Source organism: Paenirhodobacter hankyongi, from assembly GCF_003664585.1.
GTDB classification, from domain to species: domain Bacteria; phylum Pseudomonadota; class Alphaproteobacteria; order Rhodobacterales; family Rhodobacteraceae; genus Rhodobacter; species Rhodobacter hankyongi.
In genome coordinates this window covers 78,097-98,182 of record NZ_RCHI01000007.1, presented here as the reverse complement: position 1 = coordinate 98,182, position 20,086 = coordinate 78,097, and the positions used below count along the sequence as shown (strand labels likewise).

At 68.8% G+C, this 20,086-nt stretch carries 18 protein-coding genes; 6 read left to right on the top strand and 12 right to left on the bottom strand.

Going from position 1 to position 20,086, the window contains the following annotated elements; translation table 11 throughout:
- Window positions 1-103: 103 nt before the first annotated feature.
- The 3 genes from DYS74_RS09345 to uraH all read right to left on the bottom strand — a co-directional run bounded on the left by DYS74_RS09345 (window position 104) and on the right by uraH (window position 2,654).
- A complete protein-coding gene (locus tag DYS74_RS09345) occupies window positions 104-733 on the bottom strand; it encodes an ATP-dependent Clp protease proteolytic subunit (protein ID WP_121533142.1) in 630 nt (209 codons plus the stop codon).
- A gap of 194 nt (window positions 734-927) precedes the next feature.
- Window positions 928-2,160 carry a urate hydroxylase PuuD gene (locus DYS74_RS09340; RefSeq protein ID WP_121533367.1) on the bottom strand — a complete coding sequence of 411 codons (1,233 nt, stop codon included), beginning with the start codon at window positions 2,158-2,160 and terminating at the stop codon, window positions 928-930.
- Window positions 2,161-2,297: 137 nt separating this feature from the next.
- The gene (gene uraH / locus DYS74_RS09335) at window positions 2,298-2,654 is read right to left on the bottom strand and encodes a hydroxyisourate hydrolase (RefSeq protein WP_121533140.1); all 357 of its coding nucleotides are present in this window, start codon (window positions 2,652-2,654) and stop codon (window positions 2,298-2,300) included.
- Window positions 2,655-2,768: 114 nt separating this feature from the next.
- Here uraH and puuE point away from each other — a divergent pair, with 114 nt between their 5' ends.
- From puuE to DYS74_RS09320, 3 genes are all read left to right on the top strand, one after another.
- Window positions 2,769-4,184: an allantoinase PuuE gene (gene puuE, locus DYS74_RS09330; protein WP_121533138.1), complete on the top strand. Its 1,416-nt coding sequence runs from the start codon at window positions 2,769-2,771 to the stop codon at window positions 4,182-4,184.
- A complete protein-coding gene (locus DYS74_RS09325; RefSeq protein ID WP_121533136.1) occupies window positions 4,181-5,011 on the top strand; it encodes a bifunctional allantoicase/(S)-ureidoglycine aminohydrolase in 831 nt (276 codons plus the stop codon). The genes puuE and DYS74_RS09325 overlap by 4 nt, the downstream gene beginning before the upstream one ends.
- Before the next feature lie 104 nt (window positions 5,012-5,115).
- The gene (locus tag DYS74_RS09320) at window positions 5,116-5,607 is read left to right on the top strand and encodes an ureidoglycolate lyase (protein WP_121533135.1); all 492 of its coding nucleotides are present in this window, start codon (window positions 5,116-5,118) and stop codon (window positions 5,605-5,607) included.
- On the opposite strand, the gene DYS74_RS09315 is transcribed toward DYS74_RS09320, so the two are convergent.
- Both DYS74_RS09315 and DYS74_RS09310 read right to left on the bottom strand, forming a co-directional pair.
- Window positions 5,608-6,870 (bottom strand): glycerate kinase type-2 family protein, encoded by a 1,263-nt coding sequence (locus tag DYS74_RS09315; RefSeq protein ID WP_121533133.1) that lies wholly within the window; start codon window positions 6,868-6,870, stop codon window positions 5,608-5,610.
- Between the two features lie 142 nt (window positions 6,871-7,012).
- Window positions 7,013-8,581, bottom strand: coding sequence for a bifunctional metallophosphatase/5'-nucleotidase (locus tag DYS74_RS09310; protein WP_121533131.1), 1,569 nt, complete (start codon window positions 8,579-8,581; stop codon window positions 7,013-7,015).
- A gap of 171 nt (window positions 8,582-8,752) precedes the next feature.
- Between DYS74_RS09310 and DYS74_RS09305 the strand changes: the two genes are divergently transcribed.
- Genes DYS74_RS09305 through arsC form a run of 3 tightly spaced genes read left to right on the top strand, consistent with a single transcriptional unit; the run spans window position 8,753 to window position 10,478 of the window.
- Complete coding sequence (locus DYS74_RS09305; protein WP_121533129.1) at window positions 8,753-9,091, top strand: DUF952 domain-containing protein; 339 nt, start codon at window positions 8,753-8,755, stop codon at window positions 9,089-9,091.
- Complete coding sequence (locus DYS74_RS09300; protein WP_121533127.1) at window positions 9,088-10,146, top strand: quinone-dependent dihydroorotate dehydrogenase; 1,059 nt, start codon at window positions 9,088-9,090, stop codon at window positions 10,144-10,146. Before DYS74_RS09305 ends, DYS74_RS09300 begins: the two co-directional genes overlap by 4 nt.
- Window positions 10,137-10,478 (top strand): arsenate reductase (glutaredoxin), encoded by a 342-nt coding sequence (gene arsC, locus DYS74_RS09295; protein WP_121533125.1) that lies wholly within the window; start codon window positions 10,137-10,139, stop codon window positions 10,476-10,478. Before DYS74_RS09300 ends, arsC begins: the two co-directional genes overlap by 10 nt.
- A gap of 146 nt (window positions 10,479-10,624) precedes the next feature.
- Here arsC and DYS74_RS09290 read toward each other — a convergent pair whose 3' ends face one another.
- The 7 genes from DYS74_RS09290 to acs form a co-directional block, all read right to left on the bottom strand.
- Entirely contained in the window at window positions 10,625-12,706 is a 2,082-nt protein-coding gene (locus tag DYS74_RS09290) for a 3'-5' exonuclease (RefSeq protein ID WP_121533123.1), read from the bottom strand.
- Window positions 12,703-13,098 (bottom strand): response regulator transcription factor, encoded by a 396-nt coding sequence (locus DYS74_RS09285; RefSeq protein WP_121533121.1) that lies wholly within the window; start codon window positions 13,096-13,098, stop codon window positions 12,703-12,705. Before DYS74_RS09285 ends, DYS74_RS09290 begins: the two co-directional genes overlap by 4 nt.
- 13 nt (window positions 13,099-13,111) lie before the next feature.
- Complete coding sequence (locus DYS74_RS09280; RefSeq protein WP_121533119.1) at window positions 13,112-14,938, bottom strand: DUF294 nucleotidyltransferase-like domain-containing protein; 1,827 nt, start codon at window positions 14,936-14,938, stop codon at window positions 13,112-13,114.
- 58 nt (window positions 14,939-14,996) lie between these two features.
- Entirely contained in the window at window positions 14,997-16,730 is a 1,734-nt protein-coding gene (locus DYS74_RS09275) for a cation acetate symporter (RefSeq protein WP_121533117.1), read from the bottom strand.
- Window positions 16,727-17,035 carry a DUF485 domain-containing protein gene (locus DYS74_RS09270; protein ID WP_121533115.1) on the bottom strand — a complete coding sequence of 103 codons (309 nt, stop codon included), beginning with the start codon at window positions 17,033-17,035 and terminating at the stop codon, window positions 16,727-16,729. The genes DYS74_RS09275 and DYS74_RS09270 overlap by 4 nt, the downstream gene beginning before the upstream one ends.
- A 206-nt stretch (window positions 17,036-17,241) precedes the next feature.
- Entirely contained in the window at window positions 17,242-17,931 is a 690-nt protein-coding gene (locus DYS74_RS09265; RefSeq protein ID WP_121533113.1) for an adenylate kinase, read from the bottom strand.
- A 3-nt stretch (window positions 17,932-17,934) separates the two neighbouring features.
- Window positions 17,935-19,869 carry an acetate--CoA ligase gene (gene acs / locus DYS74_RS09260; protein WP_245965252.1) on the bottom strand — a complete coding sequence of 645 codons (1,935 nt, stop codon included), beginning with the start codon at window positions 19,867-19,869 and terminating at the stop codon, window positions 17,935-17,937.
- Window positions 19,870-20,086: the final 217 nt, after the last annotated feature.

The window sequence follows — 20,086 nt, the reverse complement described above, 5'->3', positions numbered from 1 at the left end:
TGCTCTGGCCCGGAACGCGGGTCCCTGGTGGGCCGCCCCTGAAGTTTAGGGCAGCCCCATGGTCATCACAATGTCAAAAATCCTGCCCCGCCGCGGGGCAAGATCACTTCTCCGCCTCGGCCTTGCCGCGGCTTTCGAGGATGTCGTCGATCAGGCCCCAGGCCTTCGCATCCTCGGCCGACATGAAGTTGTCGCGCTCGAGCGCCGCCTCGACGGTCTCGTAATCGTTGCCGGTGTGCTTGACGTAGATCTCGTTCAGGCGGCGCTTCAGCTTCTGCGTCTCCTGGGCGTGGATCATGATGTCGGTGGCCTGGCCCTGATAGCCGCCCGAGGGCTGGTGCACCATCACGCGCGAGTTCGGCAGCGAGAAGCGCATGCCCTTCTCGCCGGCCTGCAGCAGCAGCGAGCCCATCGAGGCCGCCTGGCCGATGACGAGCGTCGAGACCTTCGGCCGGATGTACTGCATCGTGTCGTAGATCGACAGCCCCGAGGTCACCACGCCGCCCGGGCTGTTGATGTACATCGCGATTTCCTTGGTCGGGTTCTCCGCCTCGAGGAACAGCAGCTGCGCGCAGATCAGCGTCGACATGGCGTCATGCACCGGGCCCGCGAGGAAGATGATCCGCTCCTTCAGCAGGCGCGAGTAGATGTCATAGGCACGCTCGCCACGCGAGGTCTGTTCGACCACCATCGGCACCAGCGTGTTCATGTAGAGGTCGATCGGATCCTTCATTCCTCAGCCTTCCCTGCGGTCTTGCGTCACGATGAACGCGGAACTTTACCCGAGTCTTAGTGGCGCGGGCTGGACGCTGCAAGGGCAGCCGGCAACAGTTGATGCCGCAAGCGCGGCAAAGCTGCCTCCTGCGGCCGACAGCAAAACGCCCGCCCCGGGTGGGGCGGGCGCGAAAACGGACCGTAAGGCGCGGCTCAGCCGCGGGTGGCGGCCTCGTACCAGTCGCGGATCACCTTGCGCTCCGAGGCTTCCATGAAGCTCAGGTTGCCCGGCGGCATGGCATGGGTCAGCCCCGCCTGCACATAGATCTGATGCGCGGCCCGCGCGATCTGCGCCGGGGTCTCCAGATGCACGCCCTTCGGTGCGCGGGTGATGGCGTCAAAGCCGCCCGGCTCGGTCGCGTGGCACATCGAGCAGCGGCCCAGAACGATGTCGGTCACCTGATCGAAGCCCGCGGCCTGCGCGAAGCGCGCCTCGATCGGGCTCAGCGCCGCTTCCGTGTCGTCGCCCTCGCCGGTGCCGGTGAAGGTCGAGAGCCAGACGCAGATCAGGAACAGCACCACGGTCACGCCCCAGGTCCACCACGGCGCGCCCTTGTGCGCGTGATGGGTGTTGAAGAAGTGCCGGATCGTCACCCCCATCAGGAACACCAGCGAGGCGATCAGCCAGTTGTACTCGCTCGCGAAGGCCAGCGGGTAATGGTTCGACAGCATCAGGAACACCACCGGCAGCGTCAGGTAGTTGTTATGCGTCGAGCGCTGCTTGGCGATCTTGCCGTATTTCGGATCGGGGGTGCGGCCGGCCTTCAGATCGGCCACCACGATGCGCTGGTTCGGCATGATGATCAGGAACACGTTCGCGGTCATGATCGTCGCGGTGAAGGCGCCAAGGTGCAAAAGCGCCGCGCGGCCCGAGAACACCTGCGTATAGCCCCAGGCCATCGCCACCAGGATGACATAGAGCAGCACCATCAGCGTGGTGCTGTTCTCGCCGAGCTTCGACTTGCACAGCAGGTCATAGAGGATCCAGCCGATCGTCAGCGAGCCCGCCGAGATCGCGATCGCGCCCCAGGTCGGCAGATCCATCACCCGCGGGTCGATCAGGTAGAACTGCGATTGCGCCCAATAAAGCAGCATCAGCATGGCAAAGCCCGACACCCAGGTCATGTAGCTTTCCCATTTGAACCAGGTCAGCTCGTCGGGCATCCGCTCGGGCGCCACCATGTATTTCTGGATGTGGTAGAAACCGCCGCCATGCACCTGCCAGGCGGCCCCGGTCACCCCCTTCGGCGCGCCCGGCTCGGGCCGCAGGCCAAGGTCCAGCGCGATGAAGTAGAAGGACGACCCGATCCAGGCGATGGCGGTGACGACATGCAGCCAGCGCACCGCGAACTGCGCCCACTCGAGCAGGAAGGTATAGTCGAACATCATGTCCCCGTGTTCTTTTTCCGACAGCATCGGCCTGCGCCCCCACCCACGCAAGCCTCGGCGGGCCTGAGCCCGCCCCCCTCGGACGCGCGCCCCGCAAACGGGCGCCGGCGCCGGAAAATCAGGCAGATGTCAGATCAGCTGCCGCGATAGGTCGAATAGCCGAAGGGCGAGAGCAGCAGCGGCACATGGTAATGCGCCGCGGGCTCGGAAATGCCGAAGCGGATCGGCACATGGTCGAGGAACAGCGGCGCCGCCCCGGCCTGCCCGGTTTCGCGCAGATAGTCGCCGACCTCGAAGACCAGCTCGTAGACCCCGGTCGCGAAGGCCTGCACCGGCAGGATCGGCGCATCGGTGCGCCCGTCGGCGTTGGTCATCGCCTCGGCGATCTGCTCGCGCTCGCCCGCCTCGATGCGGTAGAGCGCGATGCGGATCCCCTCGGCCGGGCAGCCGCGCGCGGTGTCGAGAACATGGGTGGTCAGATATCCGGTCATCGCGGCTCTCCTTTGCGCCGACTATGGCGCGCGTCCCCGGCGCCGGCAAGCACCCCCTTGCGCCCGCCCGGCAATCGTCCTTTGATCGCGCCCGAAAAATTCCCGGAGGCTCAGATGATCCGCTATCCCCGCGACATGCGCGGCTACGGCCCCAATCCACCCGATGCGCAATGGCCCGGCGGCGCGCGCGTCGCGATCTCGCTGGTGCTGAACTACGAAGAAGGCGGCGAGAACTGCATCCTGCACGGCGATGCCGCGTCGGAAGCGTTCCTGTCGGACGTCGCCGGCGCCGCGATGTGGCCCGGGCAGCGCCACTGGAACATGGAATCGATCTATGAATACGGCGCCCGTGCCGGGTTCTGGCGGCTGCACCGGCTGTTCACCGCGATGCAGATCCCGGTGACGATCTATGGCGTCGCGACGGCGCTTGCGCGCAACCCCGAACAGCTTGCCGCGATGCAGGACGCCGGCTGGGAGATTGCCTCGCACGGGCTGAAATGGGTCGAGCACAAGGACATGCCCGAGGCCGAGGAGCGCCGGCAGATCGCCGAGGCGATCCGGCTCCACACCGAGGTGGTGGGCGAGCGGCCGCGCGGCTGGTACACCGGACGCTGCTCGGCCAACACCGTGCGCCTGACCGCCGAGGAAGGCGGCTTCGACTGGATCTCGGACACCTATGACGACGACCTGCCCTATTGGCTCGAAGTGGGCGACCGCGACCAGCTGGTGATTCCCTACACGCTTGAGGCGAACGACATGCGTTTCGCCACCTCGCCGGGCTGGATCGAGGGCGAGATGTTCTTCCAGTATCTGAAGGACAGCTTCGACACGCTCTATGCCGAGGGGCTCGAGGGCCGCGCCAAGATGTTCTCGATCGGGCTGCACAACCGGCTGATCGGGCGCCCGGGCAAGATGGCCGGGCTGAAGCGCTTCCTCGATTACGCCAAGGCGCACGAGGGCGTGTGGTTCGCCCGCCGCGGCGACATCGCCCGGCACTGGGCCGCCGTCCACCCGCATCACCGCATCGAGCGCCCCTCGCAGATGGACCGCGCCCGCTTCGTCGCCGCCTGGGGCGGCATCTTCGAGCACAGCCCCTGGATCGCCGAGCGCGCCTATGAGCTCGAACTCGGCCCGGCGCATGACAGCGCGGTGGGGCTGGCGCATGCGCTCGCCCGGGTGTTCCGCACCGCCACTCCCGCCGAGCGTCTCGGCGTGCTGCAGGCCCACCCGGACCTCGCCGGCAAGCTTGCGCAGGCGAAGCGGCTCACCGCCGAAAGCACCGCCGAACAGGCCTCGGCCGGGCTCGACGCGCTGACCGACGCCGAGCGCGCCCGCTTCGAGGCGCTGAACACCGCCTATACCGCGAAATTCGGCTTCCCCTTCATCATCGCCGTGCGCGACCACACGAAGGACGGCATCCTCGCCGCCTTCGAAAGCCGCCTCGCCCATGATGCCGAGACCGAATTCGCCGAGGCCTGCCGTCAGGTCGAACGCATCGCCACCCTGCGCCTGAAGGAGTTGCTGCCGTGACCGGTTATTACGCCCCGAAAGGCGGCCTGCCGCCGCAAAGCGCGCTGATGACCGGCCGCGCGATCTTCACCGAGGCCTATGCGGTGATCCCGAAAGGCTGTTTCTCCGACATCGTCACCAGCTATCTTCCGGGCTGGACCGACACCCGGCTGTGGCTCATCGCCCGGCCGATGTCGGGCTTTTCCGAGACCTTCAGCCAATATGTGATGGAGGTCGGCGCCGATGGCGGCTCGGACGCGCCCGATGCCGACCCCGGCGCCGAGCATGTCCTCTTCGTCACCGAGGGCGAGATGTGGCTCTCGCTCGACGGGCAGGAATACGAACTCGCCGCGGGCGGCTATGCCTATATCCCGCCCGGCACCGAGTGGCGGGTGAAGAACGGCGCCGACCATCCGCTGCGCTTCCACTGGATCCGCAAGCTCTACGAGCGCGCGCCCGGCCTGCCCGCGCCCGAGGCCTTCGTGACGAACGAGCGCGAGATCGCCCCGGTGGCGATGCCCGACACCCAGGGCCGCTGGGCCACCACCCGCTTCGTCGACCCGACCGACCTGCGCCACGACATGCACGTGAACGTCGTCACCTTCCAGCCCGGCGGGCTCATCCCCTTCGAGGAAACCCATGTCATGGAGCACGGGCTCTACGTGCTCGAGGGGAAGGCGGTCTACAAGCTGAACCAGGACTGGGTCGAGGTCGAGGCGGGCGATTTCATGTGGCTGCGCGCCTATTGCCCGCAGGCCTGCTATGCCGCGGGGCCCGGCCCGTTCCGCTACCTGCTCTACAAGGACGTGAACCGCCACGCGCGGCTGCGCGGCCCGTTTTCGCGCTGACCGGGCCGGGGCCCATCGGCCTCGTTCCCGCTTTCATCTTGCCCGAAATACCTCGCGGGGGTCCGGGGGCGCGACGCCCCCGGCGGCCCGGACCGGAGCCCGACATGCAGATCATGACCGAACCCCTCACCGCCGAGGCCTTCGCCCCCTTCGGCGAGGTGCTGGAGGCCGAAGGCGCCCCCGACCGGATCATCAACGCCGGCATGTGCGGCCGCTTCCACGACCGCGCGACACTCGATTTCGACACCGAGACCGGTGGCCGCCCGGGGATCTCGATCTTCAAGGCGATCCCGCGCGCCCTGCCCTATACGTTCGATCTGCTCGAGCGCCACCCCGAGGGCAGCCAGGCCTTCGTGCCGATGACGGCGGACCCGTTCCTCGTCATCGTCGCCCCCGATGTGGGCGGCCGCCCCGGTCAGCCGCGCGCCTTCGTCACCTCGGGCGCGCAGGCGATCAACTTCCGCCGCGGCACCTGGCACGGGGTGCTGACGCCGCTGGCCGAGCCCGGGCTTTTCGCGGTGATCGACCGGATCGGCACCACGGCGAACCTCGAGGAGGTGATCCTCGACACCCCGGTGACGGTCACCGCCCCCTGATCAGGCGATCAGCACGGCGCGGAAATCGTTGACATTGGTCAGCGTCGGCCCGGTCACCACCTGCGCCCCCGCCGCGCCGAAGAAGCCATGCGCATCGTGGCGGGCAAGCGCCGCGCGCGCATCGAGCCCCCGCGCCGCCGCCTCGGCCTGCGTCGCCGGCCCGATCAGCGCCCCCGCCACCTCGTCCGCGCCATCGACGCCATCGGTGTCGCAGGCGATCGCCCAGATCCCCGGCGCGCCGTCCAGCGCCAGCAACGCCGCCAGCGCGAATTCCGCATTCGGCCCGCCGCGCCCCTCGGCGCCAGCCAGCGTCACCGTGCATTCGCCGCCCGAGAGCAGCACCACCGGCGGGTCGCCGGGCTGCCGTGCCGCCGCGATCTGGCGTGCCAGCGCCGCCTGCGCCGCGCCCTGCACCGCCGCCTCGCCCTCGATCGCGTCGCCGAGCATCCGCACCGCGCAGCCCGCCGCCCGCGCGACCTCCGCCGCGGCGGCAAGCGACTGCGACGGCGCCGCGACGATCCGGGTTTCGGTGCGCGCCAACCGCACATCCCCCGGCGCGAGCACCCCCGAGCCCTTCGAGAGCGCCGCGCGCACCGCCTCTGGCACCGCGATGCCATAGCGCGCCAGCACCGCCCGGGCGTCCTCGACGGTCGAGCCATCGCCCACCGTCGGCCCCGAGGCGATGAAGGCAAGGTCGTCGCCCGGCACGTCGGAAATCACCAGCGCCAGCATCCGCGCGGGCCAGGCGGCGGCCGCGAGCTGCCCGCCCTTCACCGCACTCAGATGCTTGCGCAGGGTGTTGATCCGGTCGATCGGCGCCCCCGAGGCCAGCAGCGCCGCCGTCACCGCCTGCTTCTCGGCCAGCGTCAGCCCCGGCACCGGCGCGCACAGCAGCGCCGAGCCGCCGCCCGAGATCAGCGCCAGCACGAAATCCCCCTCGCCCAGAGAGACCAGCAGATCGAGCATCCGCCGCGTCGCCGCGACGCCCGCCGCGTCGGGCACCGGATGCGCCGCCTCGACGATCTCGATGCCGCGGCAGGGCCGGCCATAGCCATAGCGGGTGATGACCAGCCCCTCGCAGGGGCCCCAGGCGGCCTCGACCGCCTCGGCCATCCGCGCCGAGGCCTTGCCGGCACCGACCACCACCACCCGCCCGCCCGGGCGCGGCGGCAGCGCGGCGGCGATCACCCGCATCGGATCGGCCGCGGCCACGGCCGCATCGAACATCGCGCGCAGAGCCGCGGGCGGGGTCAGCGCAGCCATGCACAGGCCTTCCGGCAAGATGTGGTCAGGCAGGTCTTCGCTCGTGTCATCGCATCCCTCCAGGGCCACAGGTTTGCCCGCACGCCCCCGCCGCGCAAGAAAAAAAGGGGGCCGAGGCCCCCGTCTTCCGGCGTGCGCAGGCTCATTCCTGCGTGATGCGCCCGTCGAGCTTCGGCGTGTAAGGGCCGACTTTCGCAAGATATTCCGCCGTCACATCGGCCAGATCCGGGCCGAAGTCATAGGCCTTCATGCCCTCGGCCGCGAACATCTTGAACCCGTCGCCGCCGTTGCGGACATAGTTGTTCGTCACCACGCCATAGACCGTCTCGGGATCAAGCGGCACCCAGCCCCCGTCCTGCGCGACCTCGACCGACAGCAGCCGGCTGCCCGCGGGCTTCTCGGCACTCCACGTGTATTTCAGCCCGGCGACCTGCGGGAAGCGGCCCGCCCCCTCCTCGACCTGGCTCAGCCCGTTTTCCAGCGCCGCGCGGATCGTCGATCCCTTCGCCTCGAAGGTCGACAGCGTGTTCTGGAACGGCAGCACGGTCAGCACCTCGCCCATCGTCACCGGCCCGGCGTCGATCGAGGCGCGCACGCCGCCGCCGTTCTGGATCGCGATCGTCACGCCCTGATCCCTCACCCGGTCGAGCATCGCCTCGGCGATCAGGTCGCCCATCTCGCATTCCTTCACCCGGCAGCTGTCACGGCTGCCGTCGATCTCGGCCGCGGCCTCGGCCACCACCTTGGCGCGCACTTCCTCGAGGGGCTTGGCCATCTCGGCCACCTCGGCCGCGACCTTCGGATCGGGCACCACCGAAGCATCGAGCAGGATCGGCTCGCCCGAGGCGGCGGTCAGGGTGCCCGCGTCGTCGAAGGTCAGCACCAGATGGCCCAGATATTTCGAATAGGCATAGGCCGAGACCACCGGCACATTGCCGACCATCGTCGGATAGGCCTCGCCGCCCGGGCCAAAGAGCGTGTGGCTGTGGCCGCCGACGATCGCGTCGATGCCGGGCACCGCGGCCGCGAGCGCCTTGTCCTTGACGAAGCCGGTGTGGGTCAGCGCCACGATCTTCGTCACCCCCTCGGCTTCAAGGGCCGCGACATCCGCCTTCAGGCTCTCGGCCTCGTCGTGGAAGATCACGTTCGGCCCGGGCGAGGAGGTCTCGGGCGTGTCGACGGCCAGCGCCGAGACGATCCCCACCTTCTCGCCGCCGACATCGAGCACCAGCGTCTTGTGGATCTTGCCCTTCAGCTCGTCCGAGCGGCTGAGATCGAGATTGCCCGACACCATCGGAAACCCGATGCTGCCGGTGAAAGCCGCCAGCTGCGCCGGGCCGTCGTCGAATTCGTGGTTGCCGACTGCCATCGCCTGATAGCCGATCGCGTTCATGAACCCGGCCGTGTCCTTGCCCTTGTAGGTGGTGTAGAACAGCGAGCCCTGGAACTGGTCGCCCGCATCGAGAAGCAGCACGTTCTGACCGGCGAGCTCGGCGCGCATCTCGGCCACCTTCGCCGCCACCCGTGCGATGCCGCCAAAGCACTTGCCCTCGCCCTCCTCCTCGGTGCTGCAGGTGGAATCGTATTTGTTGATCGATTCGATGCGGCTGTGCAGGTCGTTGGTGTGCAGGATGTGCAGCGTATACTCGGCCTGCGCGGTGCCCGCGCTGAGCGCAAGCGCGGCGACCGTGGCAAGAAGACGGGCGTTCATGAAAACCTCCGGGACAATGTCACATGGGCGTTACTGTGGCGTCACACGGTCCTGCGAGTCAAAGCCGTTGACGCGGATCAGCCTGTTTTGGCCAGCTGACAGCCGCGTGACAGTCCGGCCTGCGGCGCTGCGCGGGATTGACCGGCCCGCGGCCCGAGGGCATGAGAGGACATGCTGATTTACAAGATCTTCCGCCGCCCCGAATGGGATGCCTTCCGCGCCGCGGGCGAGACCGCCGGTGCCCCCGTCGACCTTGCCGACGGGTTCATCCATTTCTCGACCTCCGCCCAGGTCGTCGAGACCGCCGCGAAACATTTCGCCACGGAGAGCGACCTCGTCCTCGTGGCGGTCGCGGCCGAGCCGCTCGGCACGGCGCTGAAATGGGAGCCCTCGCGCGGCGGCGCGCTCTTCCCGCATCTCTATCGCCCGCTCACCCTTGCCGATGTCGCCTGGGACACCTCCCTGCCGCTCGGCGTCTCCGGCCATATCTTCCCCGAGGTGCTGCTGTGAATTTCGTCGAACGCACGGGCCTTGCGCTGATGCACCGCTTCGATCCGGAAACCGCGCATGGGCTGTCGCTGATGGCGCTGCGCGCGGGGCTGGCACCGCTGCCGGGCCCGGTGCACTGCGCCCGACTTGCCACCGATCTCGCCGGGCTGAAACTGCCCAATCCGGTGGGGCTGGCCGCGGGCTTCGACAAGAACGCCGTCGCCCTGCCGCAGCTGATGCGCGCGGGCTTCGGCTTTCTCGAGGTCGGCGCCGCCACCCCGCGCCCGCAGCCCGGCAACCCCAAGCCCCGGCTGTGGCGGCTGACCGAGGACCGCGCCGTCATCAACCGCTTCGGCTTCAACAACGAGGGGATGGAGGCGATCGCCGCCCGCCTCGCCGCGCGCCCGGCGGGGATTCCGGTGGGCCTCAACCTCGGCGCGAACAAGGACAGCGCCGACCGCGCCGCCGATTTCGCCACCGTGCTGCGCACCGCGGGCCCGCATCTCGACTTCGCCACGGTGAACGTGAGCTCGCCCAACACCGAGAAGCTGCGCGAGCTGCAGGGCAAGGAGGCGCTGGGCGCCCTTCTGAAAGGCGTCGTCGCGGCGCGGGGCGAGCTCGAGCGCCGCATCCCCGTCTTCCTGAAGATCGCCCCCGATCTTACCCCCGCCGAGCTCGAGGAAATCGCCGAGGTGGCGCTCACTTCCGGCATCGACGGCATCATCGCGACGAACACGACGCTGTCGCGCGAGGGGCTGACAAGCCCGCAGGCCGATGCGCCGGGCGGGCTGTCGGGCGCGCCGCTCTTCGAGAAATCGACCCGCGTGCTCGCCCGCCTGTCGCAGCTGACGCAAGGCCGGCTGCCGCTCGTCGGCGTCGGCGGCATCGGCTCGGCCGAACAGGCCTACGAGAAGATCCGCGCCGGCGCGAGCGCGGTGCAGGTCTATTCGGCGATGGTCTATGCCGGGCTGTCGCTCGTGCCCGAGATCGCCCGCGGCCTCGACGCACTTCTGGCCCGCGACGGCTTCGCCTCGGTCGCCGAGGCGGTCGGCACCGGGAGGGGCGCATGGCTCTGACGATCTGGCACAACCCGCGCTGCTCGAAATCGCGCGAGACGCTCGCTCTGCTGCTGGCCCGCGGGTTTGCGCCCGCGGTGCGGCTCTATCTCGAAGACGCGCCCTCCCGCGCGGAACTCGCCGCGGCACTGGCAAAACTCGGCCGCCCGGCGGCGGATCTTCTGCGCTGGAAAGAGGCCGATGTGCCCGCCGGGCTGACGAAGGCCGCGCCCGAGGCCGAGATCCTCGACGCGCTCGCCGCCCATCCGCGGCTGATCGAACGCCCGCTTGTCCTCACCGACCGCGCCGCGCGGATCGGGCGCCCGCCGGAAGCGGTGCTCGACATCCTGTGAGCGCGCGGGGGGCGCTGCCCCCCGGCCTTGCGGCCTCCCCCGGAGGATCTGCACCCGGAAAAAACGCAAGCGCCACGGCCCCTGCTTTCATCTTGGCCCAAATACCTCGGGGTGAATTTCCCGCAGGGAAAGAGGGGCAGCGCCCCTCAGCCGTTCAGGTCGCGCAGCAGCCGGCCGTGCTTGCGCACCTCGGCCACCACCTCGCCGAAGGTGACGAGCCCGCGCGCCTTCAGCGCCGGCAAGAGCTTGAGAAAGGCCTCCGCCGTCGCCACCGTGTCGCCAAGCGCGGTGTGGCGCGCCTCCTCGGGGATGGTGATGCCGAGCCGATGGGTCAGCGCATCGAGACTGTGCGGCTCATGCGCGCCGAACACCACCGCCGAAAGCAGCACCGTGTCCAGCACCGGATGGTCGAACAGCCGCCCCGCGACGAATTCCTTGCGGCGCAGGAAGTCCATGTCGAAAGGGGCGTTGTGGGCGACCAGAACCGCGCCCTCGGCAAAGCGGTGGAAGCGGCGCAGCACCTCGGCGACCGGGGGCGCGTCGGCCACCATCGCATCGGTGATGCCATGCACCGCGGTCGAGGCGGCCGGGATCGGGCGGCCCGGGTTCACCAGCGTGTCGAAGACCTCGCCCTCGACCCGGCGGCCGTTGAGGATCCGCACCGCGGCGATCTGCACGATCTCGTCGCCCTCGGCCGGCAGGAGGCCGGTCGTCTCGGTGTCGAAGACGACGCAGGTCAGCGCATCAAGCGGGGTCTGCGCCACCTCGGCCTCGCGTGCACGGGTGAGCAGGTCGAAATCATAGACCACCTTGCGCGGCACCGGCACGGGGCGGGCAAGCGCCCGGCGCGCCTCGCGCAGCGGCAGGCACAGCCGCGCCCGGCCGTCGGGCAGCCGCTCGGGCCAGATCTCGCTTGCATGCGTCGCCAGCACCCGCCTCCCGGTGACCTCGGCCACACCGTGCAGCGGGGCCTCGAGCCAGGCCTCGAGCGCGCTCACCGAGACCGGCGCGCCCGCCCATTCGAGCGCGACCAGCGCCCCCGCGCCCTCCTCGGTGATCTCGAGCCGCAGCGCGTCGCGGTCGGAGAGATGGGCGGCCAGATCGGCGAGCAGCGCCACCATCTCGAACCCCTCGCAGCGCAGCAGAAGCGGCGCCGCGACCGGCAGCAGCGTGCCACCGGCCGCCGCGACCCGCACCCGCACCGCCTCGCCCAGGTCCGAGGCGCGCACAAGCGCGAGCGGCCACCAGTCGGCACGGCTCGCCTCGTGGCGCGCCGAAAGCGCGTGGATCGCCCGGCCGAGCGTGCCCGCAGCCTCGAGCGCCGCAAGCCGCACCCGGTCGCGCTCGGCCCCGGTCGGACCGGCCTCCTCGGCCAGCAGGCCGATCAGCGATTGCACCGCGGCTGCGGGGCGGCGGACGCGGTCGAAGAGCTCGTCGATCAGCTGCTCGCGCCGGGCATGCGCAGCCAGGTCGGCCGAGACATCGCGCAGCGTCAGCACATAGCCCGCGCGGCTGTGATCCGCCGACTCGGCCAGGAGCCGCATCCGCGCCGCCAGCACCCGCCCGTCGGCGACCGTCGCGCAGAGCAGGTCCGAGGCCGCATCCGGGTCCTCGGTCGCCAGCAGCCGCTCGCGGGCATGGGCGAGCGGCGCGCCGTCGAGATAATCGAAGACGCGCCGGTCGAGCCCCGGCGCATGGGCCCCGCCCAGCAGATCGACCGCCTGGCCGTTGTAGAAGACCAGCTGATGATCCGCCGTGCACAGGAGCACCCCCACCGGCACGTCGGACAGAAGCGCCTCGAGCCGGTCCTTTTCCTGCGCAAGCCGCGTCGTCTCGCGCTGCACCGCCTCGGCCAGCGCCGAGCGGGTCTCGGCGAGGCGGGCGGTGACCGCGGCCGCGGCGGGGGCGAGATCGCCGAGATAGCGCCCCGCGCCGGCATCGATCCCGGCGACAATCTCGGCATCGGTGCGGGCGCGGATGCCGCCCGCAAGGCGCTCGATCGGGCGGGCAAGGTGGCGGTCGAAGAGCGCGCCGACCAGCACGAGCAGCGCGACGAGGACGGCCGCCGCCACCGCCCCGCCGCGGATGATCGCCGCGGCCGCGGCAGGATCGGACAGCCCGCGCAGCGCGACGCCGCCACCGATGGCAAGCGCCGCGAGCCCCCCGGCCGCGAGCGCCGCAAAGAACAGGAAGACCCGCAGCCGCAGACTGAGCCGGGACAGCGTCATCCCCCGTCCCCCGCCCCGAGAAGCCTCTGAACTTCGACGCGCAGCTCATTGATTTCAAATGGCTTTGCGATGAATCCATCGGCCCCGAGCGCAAGCCCCTTGCGCCGCTCAAGGGCCGATCCCCGCGCCGTCATCAGCAGGATCCGGACATCGGCGAGATCCGCGTCGGCCCGCACCTCCTGACAGATCTCGTAGCCCGAGACATCGGGCAGCATCACGTCAAGAAGCACCAGATCGGGATGCTCGCGCCGGATCCGCTCGATCGCCCCCGCCCCGGTGGCGAGACGGGCCGGCTCGAACCCCTCGCGGCTCATCAGGAAATCGAGCGCGAGCGCGATATTGTCCTCGTCCTCGATGATCAGCACACGCGGCTTGCGCGCTCCGTCCGCCATGGGTTCGTCCTCCTCAACCGATCGCCGGCCGGGCATGGGCGATCGCCGATTGCATCGTGCGCACCACCACGAAGGCGTCGCGCAGATGCGAGCGTTCGAGGTCGCTCAGGTCCGAGGGGGCGAGGTAATTGTCAGGCTTGCGGCCGGCGCGGATCAGGTGGGCCTGATTTTCCAGCCGCACCGTCGCGATCAGGTCATAGGCCTCGATCATGTCGCGCGCATCGCCGGCCGAGATCACCCCGGCCGCCTCCGCCCCGAGCAGCCGGGCGCGGGTATTGGCCGCCGTGACCCGCCCGCGCAGCGCATGCACCCGCGCCAGATCGGTCACCGGCACCACGCCATTATGCTTGAGGTCGATGTGGTTGCGGTGCTCGCCCGAGCGGATGGTGGCGATGCCGCGCAGCATTCCGAGCGGCGGCGTGTGCTTGAGACTGTTCGACACCAGATGCGCGATGAAGATCGGGTTCTGTGCCGCAAGCTCCAGCGTCTCGGCCTGCAGCGCCTGGAACAGGCCCGGGGCCGTGCCGCCGATCGGGCGCAGGTCGAACATCACCGAGGCGAGCATCTGCGCCTCGGGGTCTGGGGTGTCGAGCCAACTGCGGAAATAGGCGCGCCAGCGCTGCAGCGGCGCGCACCAGCGCGGGGTGGTGGCCATCATCTCGCCCGGGCAATAGACATAGCCGCAGGCGTTCAGCCCGTCCGAGACGATCTTCGCAAGGGCGGCGAAATAGGCACTGTCCTCCTCGGTCGCGCTGTCGTCATGGATCAGGCAATTGTCCTGATCGCTGACGCCGGTCTGCTCCTGCCGGCCCTGGCTGCCGCAGGCCAGCCACAGATAGGGCACCGGCGGCGGGCCGAGCGTGGCCTCGGCCATCGCCAGCAGGCGGCGGGTGACGGCATCGGCGATGTCCGTGACGAGGCGGGTCACCACCTCGTGGCTTTGGTGGCTGCCGACGAGCTGCACCAGCAGCTGCGGGATGCGGGCGGTCACCGCCGCCATCTCCTCGACCGTGACCGAGGAGACCACGTCGCGGATCAGCACCGCCGAGCTGACCGCCTGGAACCGGGTCAGGTCGGTCTGGGTGATCATGCCGACGAAGCGCCCCTCCTCGGTGATCGGCAGATGGCCGATGCGGCGCTCGAGCATGATGTGCAGGATGTCCGAGCCCAGTGCGGTGGGCGGCAGCGAGACCGGATCGGCGCTCATCACCTCGCTCACCGGGGTCGCCGGGTCGCGCCCCTCGGCCAGCACCTTGTTCGACAGGTCGCGCACGGTGACGAGGCCGAGCAGCTGCCCGTCCGCGCCGGTGACGCCGAGCGAGGAGACCTGCGCGTCGCGCATCATCTGCGCAGCCTCGGTCACCGTGGCCCCGGGGCCGCAGGCAAGCGGGCGACGGGCGATCAGGTCGGCCACTTTCTGCGTGGCCAGATCCGCCCCGGGCCGATCACCGCGGCGGCGGTTGAAGAAGCGTTCGAAGGCCGGATAGGTCCGGATCAGCCGGGTGAAGGTGGGCGCCGGCAGCACGAGGATGATCGCATCCTCGGTCGCGCGGGCCTGGGTCACGGCGATGCCGCCGCGCATCAGCCCGCGCTCGCCGAACGAGTTGCGCGGGCCGAGCAGCGAGACTAGCGCGCCGTTGCCGTCGGTGATCTCGACCCCGCCCTGCTTGATCAGGTAGAGCCCGCCGATCGGCGCGTCATGCACGTAGATCAGCGAATTCGCGCGAAAGACCATGCGGCGGAAGGAACCGGCGACAGACGCCAGCTCGTCACGCGGCAGGGTATCATAGGGATGGACGCTTTCCAGAAACGCGGTGATGGCCTTGATTTCGGCGTCCATGACTTTCCTCCCCGGGGTGGCCTGCCCCCGTCAGGGGCAGGCCGGGATGCAGGCGGGATCAGTGTGCCGAAGCTTCGGCGGCACCGATGCCGGTTTCCGAGCGCACCTGCTGCGCCAGATAGCCGGCCTTGTCCTCTTCCGCGCGGCGGCTCTTGTCGGTGATCGAGAAGAACCAGACGCCGACGAAGGCAAGCACCATCGAGAACAGCGCGGGCGAGGTGTAGGGGAACGGCGCCGAGCCCTTGGCATGGCCGAGCGTGGCTTCCCACACCGAGGGCGAGATCACGGTCAGCGTCACCGAGGAGACGAGACCGATCAGACCGCCGATCACCGCACCGCGGGTCGTCATGCCCTTCCACAGCAGCGACAGGAACAGCACCGGGAAGTTCGCCGAGGCCGCGATCGCGAAGGCCAGGGACACCATGAAGGCGATGTTCTGCTTCTCGAAGGCGATGCCGAGGATGACCGCGACGATGCCGAGCGCGATAGTGGTGATGCGCGAGACCTTCAGCTCCGAGGCGCTGTCGGCCTTGCCCTTCTTGAACACCGTCGAATAGAGGTCATGCGACACCGCCGAGGCGCCCGAGAGCGTCAGGCCCGCGACCACCGCAAGGATCGTGGCGAAGGCCACGGCCGAGATGAAGCCGAGGAAGATGTTGCCGCCGACCGCATGGGCCAGATGGACGGCCGCCATGTTGTTGCCGCCGATGAGACCGCTCACGCCGTCCTTCAGCTCGAGGAAGTCGGGGTTGGTCAGCACGAAGACGATCGCGCCGAAGCCGATGATGAAGGTCAGCAGGTAGAAGTAGCCGATCCAGACGGTCGCCCACATCACCGACTTGCGCGCTTCCTTGGCCGAGGGAACGGTGAAGAAGCGCATCAGGATGTGCGGCAGACCGGCGGTGCCGAACATCAGCGCCATGCCGAAGCTGATCGCCGAGATCGGATCCTTCACGAAGCTGCCCGGCCCCATGATCGAGAGACCGGCCTTGGCCGCCTCTTCCGGGGTCTTGCCGGCCGCGCCGGCCAGCTCGGACTTGACCTTCACCGATTCCGCGAACAGGCCCTCGAAGCTGAAGCCGAAGTGCGACATCACCATGAAGGCCATGAAGCTCGCGCCGCCAAGCAGGAGGCAGGCCTTGATGATCTGCACCCAGGTAGTGGCGGTCATGCCGCCGAAGAGCACATAGACCATCATCAGCGCGCCGACGATGATCACGGCATAATGGTAGTCGAGGCCGAACAGCAGCTTGATGAGCTGGCCCGCGCCGACCATCTGCGCGATCAGGTAGAAGGCCACGACGACGAGGGTCGAGAGCGCGGCGAAGACGCGCACCGGGGTCTGGGCGAAGCGGAAGGCCGCCACGTCGGCGAAGGTGAACTTGCCGAGGTTGCGCAGCCGTTCGGCCATCAGGAAGGTCAGGATCGGCCAGCCGACGAGGAAGCCGATCGAATAGATCAGCCCGTCGAAGCCCGAGGTCATCACCGCCGCCGAGATCCCGAGGAAGGAGGCCGCCGACATGTAGTCACCGGCGATCGCCAGCCCGTTCTGGAAGCCGGTGATGCCACCGCCGGCGGTGTAGAAATCGGCCGCCGACTTGGTTTTCGCGGCCGCCCACTTGGTGATGAACAGCGTCATCACCACGAAGACGGCGAACATCCCGATCGCGGTCCAGTTCGTGGGCTGCTGCTTGATCTCGCCCTCGAGGGTGCCTGCCGCGAAGACGGCGCCCGGCATCAGCATGAGGGCGGCGAGGCCGAGGGACCGGCCGGCCTGGGTCAGTCGGTTCATTTCAGCACCTCGCGCTTCACCTGCTCGGTCATTTCGTCGTATTCGCCATTCGCGCGGAAGACGTAGATCGCCGTGACGACGATGGTGAAGACGATCACGCCGAAACCGGCGGGAATGCCCCAGGACATCACGCCATCGCCGATCGGCGTGGCCAGGATGTCCTTGCGGAAGGCGATCAGGGTGATGAAGCCGTAATAGACGACCAGCACCAGGATGGTGAGCATCCAGCCGAAGCGGAGGCGCTTGCTGCGCAACTCCTTGTAGGTCGGGCTGTTTGCGATGCGTTGCAGCATCGTGTCTTGCATTGTGTTTCCCTCCTCCTTGATGAACGCGATGCGCGCGGGATGCAGGCCCCCTCGACCGCCCCGACGCCGGGACAAGCCGATCCTGCACGCGAAAGCCCCTTTCGCGCATCGTTGACAGACCGTTTCAGATCAGCGCCGCCGCCGGTCCAGTGCCGGCGGAAGCCGTGGTCCCGGCGCCTCCGTCCAGGCGGAGGCGCCAGCTCTCGTCACGCGACGCGCTCGACGATCGACCCGAGCCCCGCGGCGATCTCGTCGATGGAGCCCATCGCGTCGATCTCCTCGAGGACGCCAAGCGCCCGGTAATGGGCGATCAGCGGCGCCGTCTGCGCGTGATAGGCCTGCAGCCGGGCACGCGCGGTTTCGGCAGTGTCGTCGGCCCGGCGCTTGAACTCCGTGCCGCCGCATTTGTCACAGACCCCGGCCACCGCGGGCTGCTTGAAGGCGTCATGATAGCCCTCGCCACAGCTTGCGCAGGTGTAGCGGCCGGCGACGCGGGCGATCATCGCCTCGTCGTCGACCTCGAGGCTCACCGCTGCGGTGACCTTCTGGCCGGCATCGGCCAGAAGCGTATCGAGCGCCTCGGCCTGCCCCGCGGTGCGGGGAAAGCCGTCAAGGATCACGCCCTTCGCCACGTCGGGCTCGGCCATGCGGTCCTTGAGGATGGCCAGCACGATCTCGTCCGAGACGAGCCCGCCCGCTTCCATCACCGCCTTGGCGGCGAGCCCCGCGGGCGTGCCCTGGGCGACGGCGGCGCGCAGCAGATCGCCGGTCGACAGCTGGACCAGGCCGAAGCGCTCTTCCAGCATCCGCGCCTGCGTGCCCTTGCCTGCGCCGGGCGGGCCCAGCAGGATCAGCACCGCGGCGGTGGTCTCGACAGTGTTTTCGGTCTCTGCCATGCCTCAGCCCCGGTTCATGCGGTTGTCGATCAGCTCCTGAACCACCGAGGGGTCCGCGAGCGTCGAGATGTCGCCAAGGCTGCCATAGTCGTTCTCGGCGATCTTGCGCAGGATGCGGCGCATGATCTTGCCCGAGCGGGTCTTCGGCAGGCCGGGCGCCCACTGGATCAGGTCGGGCTTGGCGATCGGGCCGATCTCGGTGCGGACCCACTTCTCGAGCTCCTTGCGCAGCGCGTCCGAGGGCTCCTGATCGTTCATCAGGGTGACATAGGCGTAGATGCCCTGGCCCTTGAGCTCGTGCGGGTAGCCCACGACCGCGGCCTCGGCCACCGCCGGATGCGCCACCAGCGCCGACTCGACTTCCGCCGTGCCCATGCGGTGCCCCGAGACGTTGATCACGTCATCGACGCGGCCGGTGATCCAGTAATAGCCGTCCTTGTCGCGCCGGCAGCCGTCGCCGGTGAAGTAATAGCCGCGATACTGGGCGAAATAGGCCTCCTGGAAGCGTTCGTGATCGCCCCAGAGGGTGCGCATCTGGCCCGGCCAGCTGTCCGAGATGCACAGCACGCCCTCGCATTCGGTCTCGCCGATGCGCACCGCGGTCTGCGGATCCAGAACCACCGGCTTCACCCCGAAGAACGGGTTGGTGGCCGAGCCGGGCTTCGTCGGCGTCGCGCCCGGCAGCGGGGTCAGCATGTGGCCGCCGGTCTCGGTCTGCCAGAAGGTGTCGACGATGGGGCAGCGGCCCTTGCCGATGTGCTGGTCATACCAGACCCAGGCCTCGGGGTTGATCGGCTCGCCGACCGAGCCCAGGACCTTGATCGAGCTGAGGTCGTACTTGTCGACCCATTCGGTGCCCTGCCCCATCAGCGAGCGGATCGCCGTCGGCGCGGTGTAGAACTGGTTGACCTTGTGCTTCTCGCACACCGCCCAGAACCGGCCGGCGTCGGGATAGGTCGGCACGCCCTCGAACATCACCGTGGTCGCGCCATTCGCCAGCGGACCATAGACGATGTAGCTGTGGCCGGTGACCCAGCCCACGTCCGCGGTGCACCAGAACACGTCGCCGTCGTGATAGTCGAAGGTGTACTGATGCGTCATCGAGGCATAGACGAGATAGCCGCCGGTGCTGTGCACGACGCCCTTCGGCTTGCCGGTCGAGCCCGAGGTGTAGAGGATGAAGAGCGGATCTTCCGCGTTCATCGGCCGCGGCGGGCAGTCGGGCGAGACGTGATCCATCAGATAGAGAAGGTCGACGTCGCGGCCCTGCACCCAGGAGATCTGGTCGCCGGTGCGCTTGACGACGAGGCAGCGCACCTTGTCCGAGCAGTGCAGCAGCGCCGCGTCGGTATTGGCCTTGAGCGGGGTCTTGCGGCCGCCGCGCGGGGCGCTGTCGGCGGTGATGACCAGCTTCGCACCGCAGTCGTTGATGCGGTTCGCGAGCGCGTCGGGCGAGAAGCCGGCGAAGACGATCGAATGGATCGCGCCGATGCGGGCACAGGCGAGCATCGCATAGGCCGCTTCCGGGATCATCGGCAGGTAGATGACGACGCGGTCGCCGCGCATGATGCCCTGGCTGAGCAGCACGTTCGCCATCCGGTTCACCTTCTCGGACAGCTCCTTGTAGGTGATGTGCTCGGCAGGTTCGTTCGGATCATCGGGCTCGAAGATGATCGCGGTCTGCAGCGCGCGATCCTTCAGGTGGCGGTCGATGCAGTTCACCGAGGCGTTCAGAACGCCATCCTCGAACCACTTGATCGAGACCTTGCCGAAGGTGAAATCGGTGTTCTTGACCTTGGTATAGGGGGTCATCCAGTCGAGGCGTTTGCCCTCGCGGCCCCAGAAGGCATCGGGATTCTCGACCGATTCGCGATACATCTCGCGGTATTTCTGCGTGTTCGCGTGAGCGTTCTCAAAGCCCGGCGGAATGTCCCGCATCTCCGGCGCAACGACAGCCTGTTCCTGAGCGGCCATAGCCAATCCTCCCTGGAAATCGAGCGGCCCTGCGGCCGCACCCTCTGCCCACAGCCGAGGCCGCAGGCGTTCTACCCGCGACCACTGTAAACCAGAACGCCCCTTTCCGTTAAGCCCTCATGATAATTGAATTTTTCTGTAAATTACTTCACAGCGCATACGGTAAGTTTGTAAATGTGAC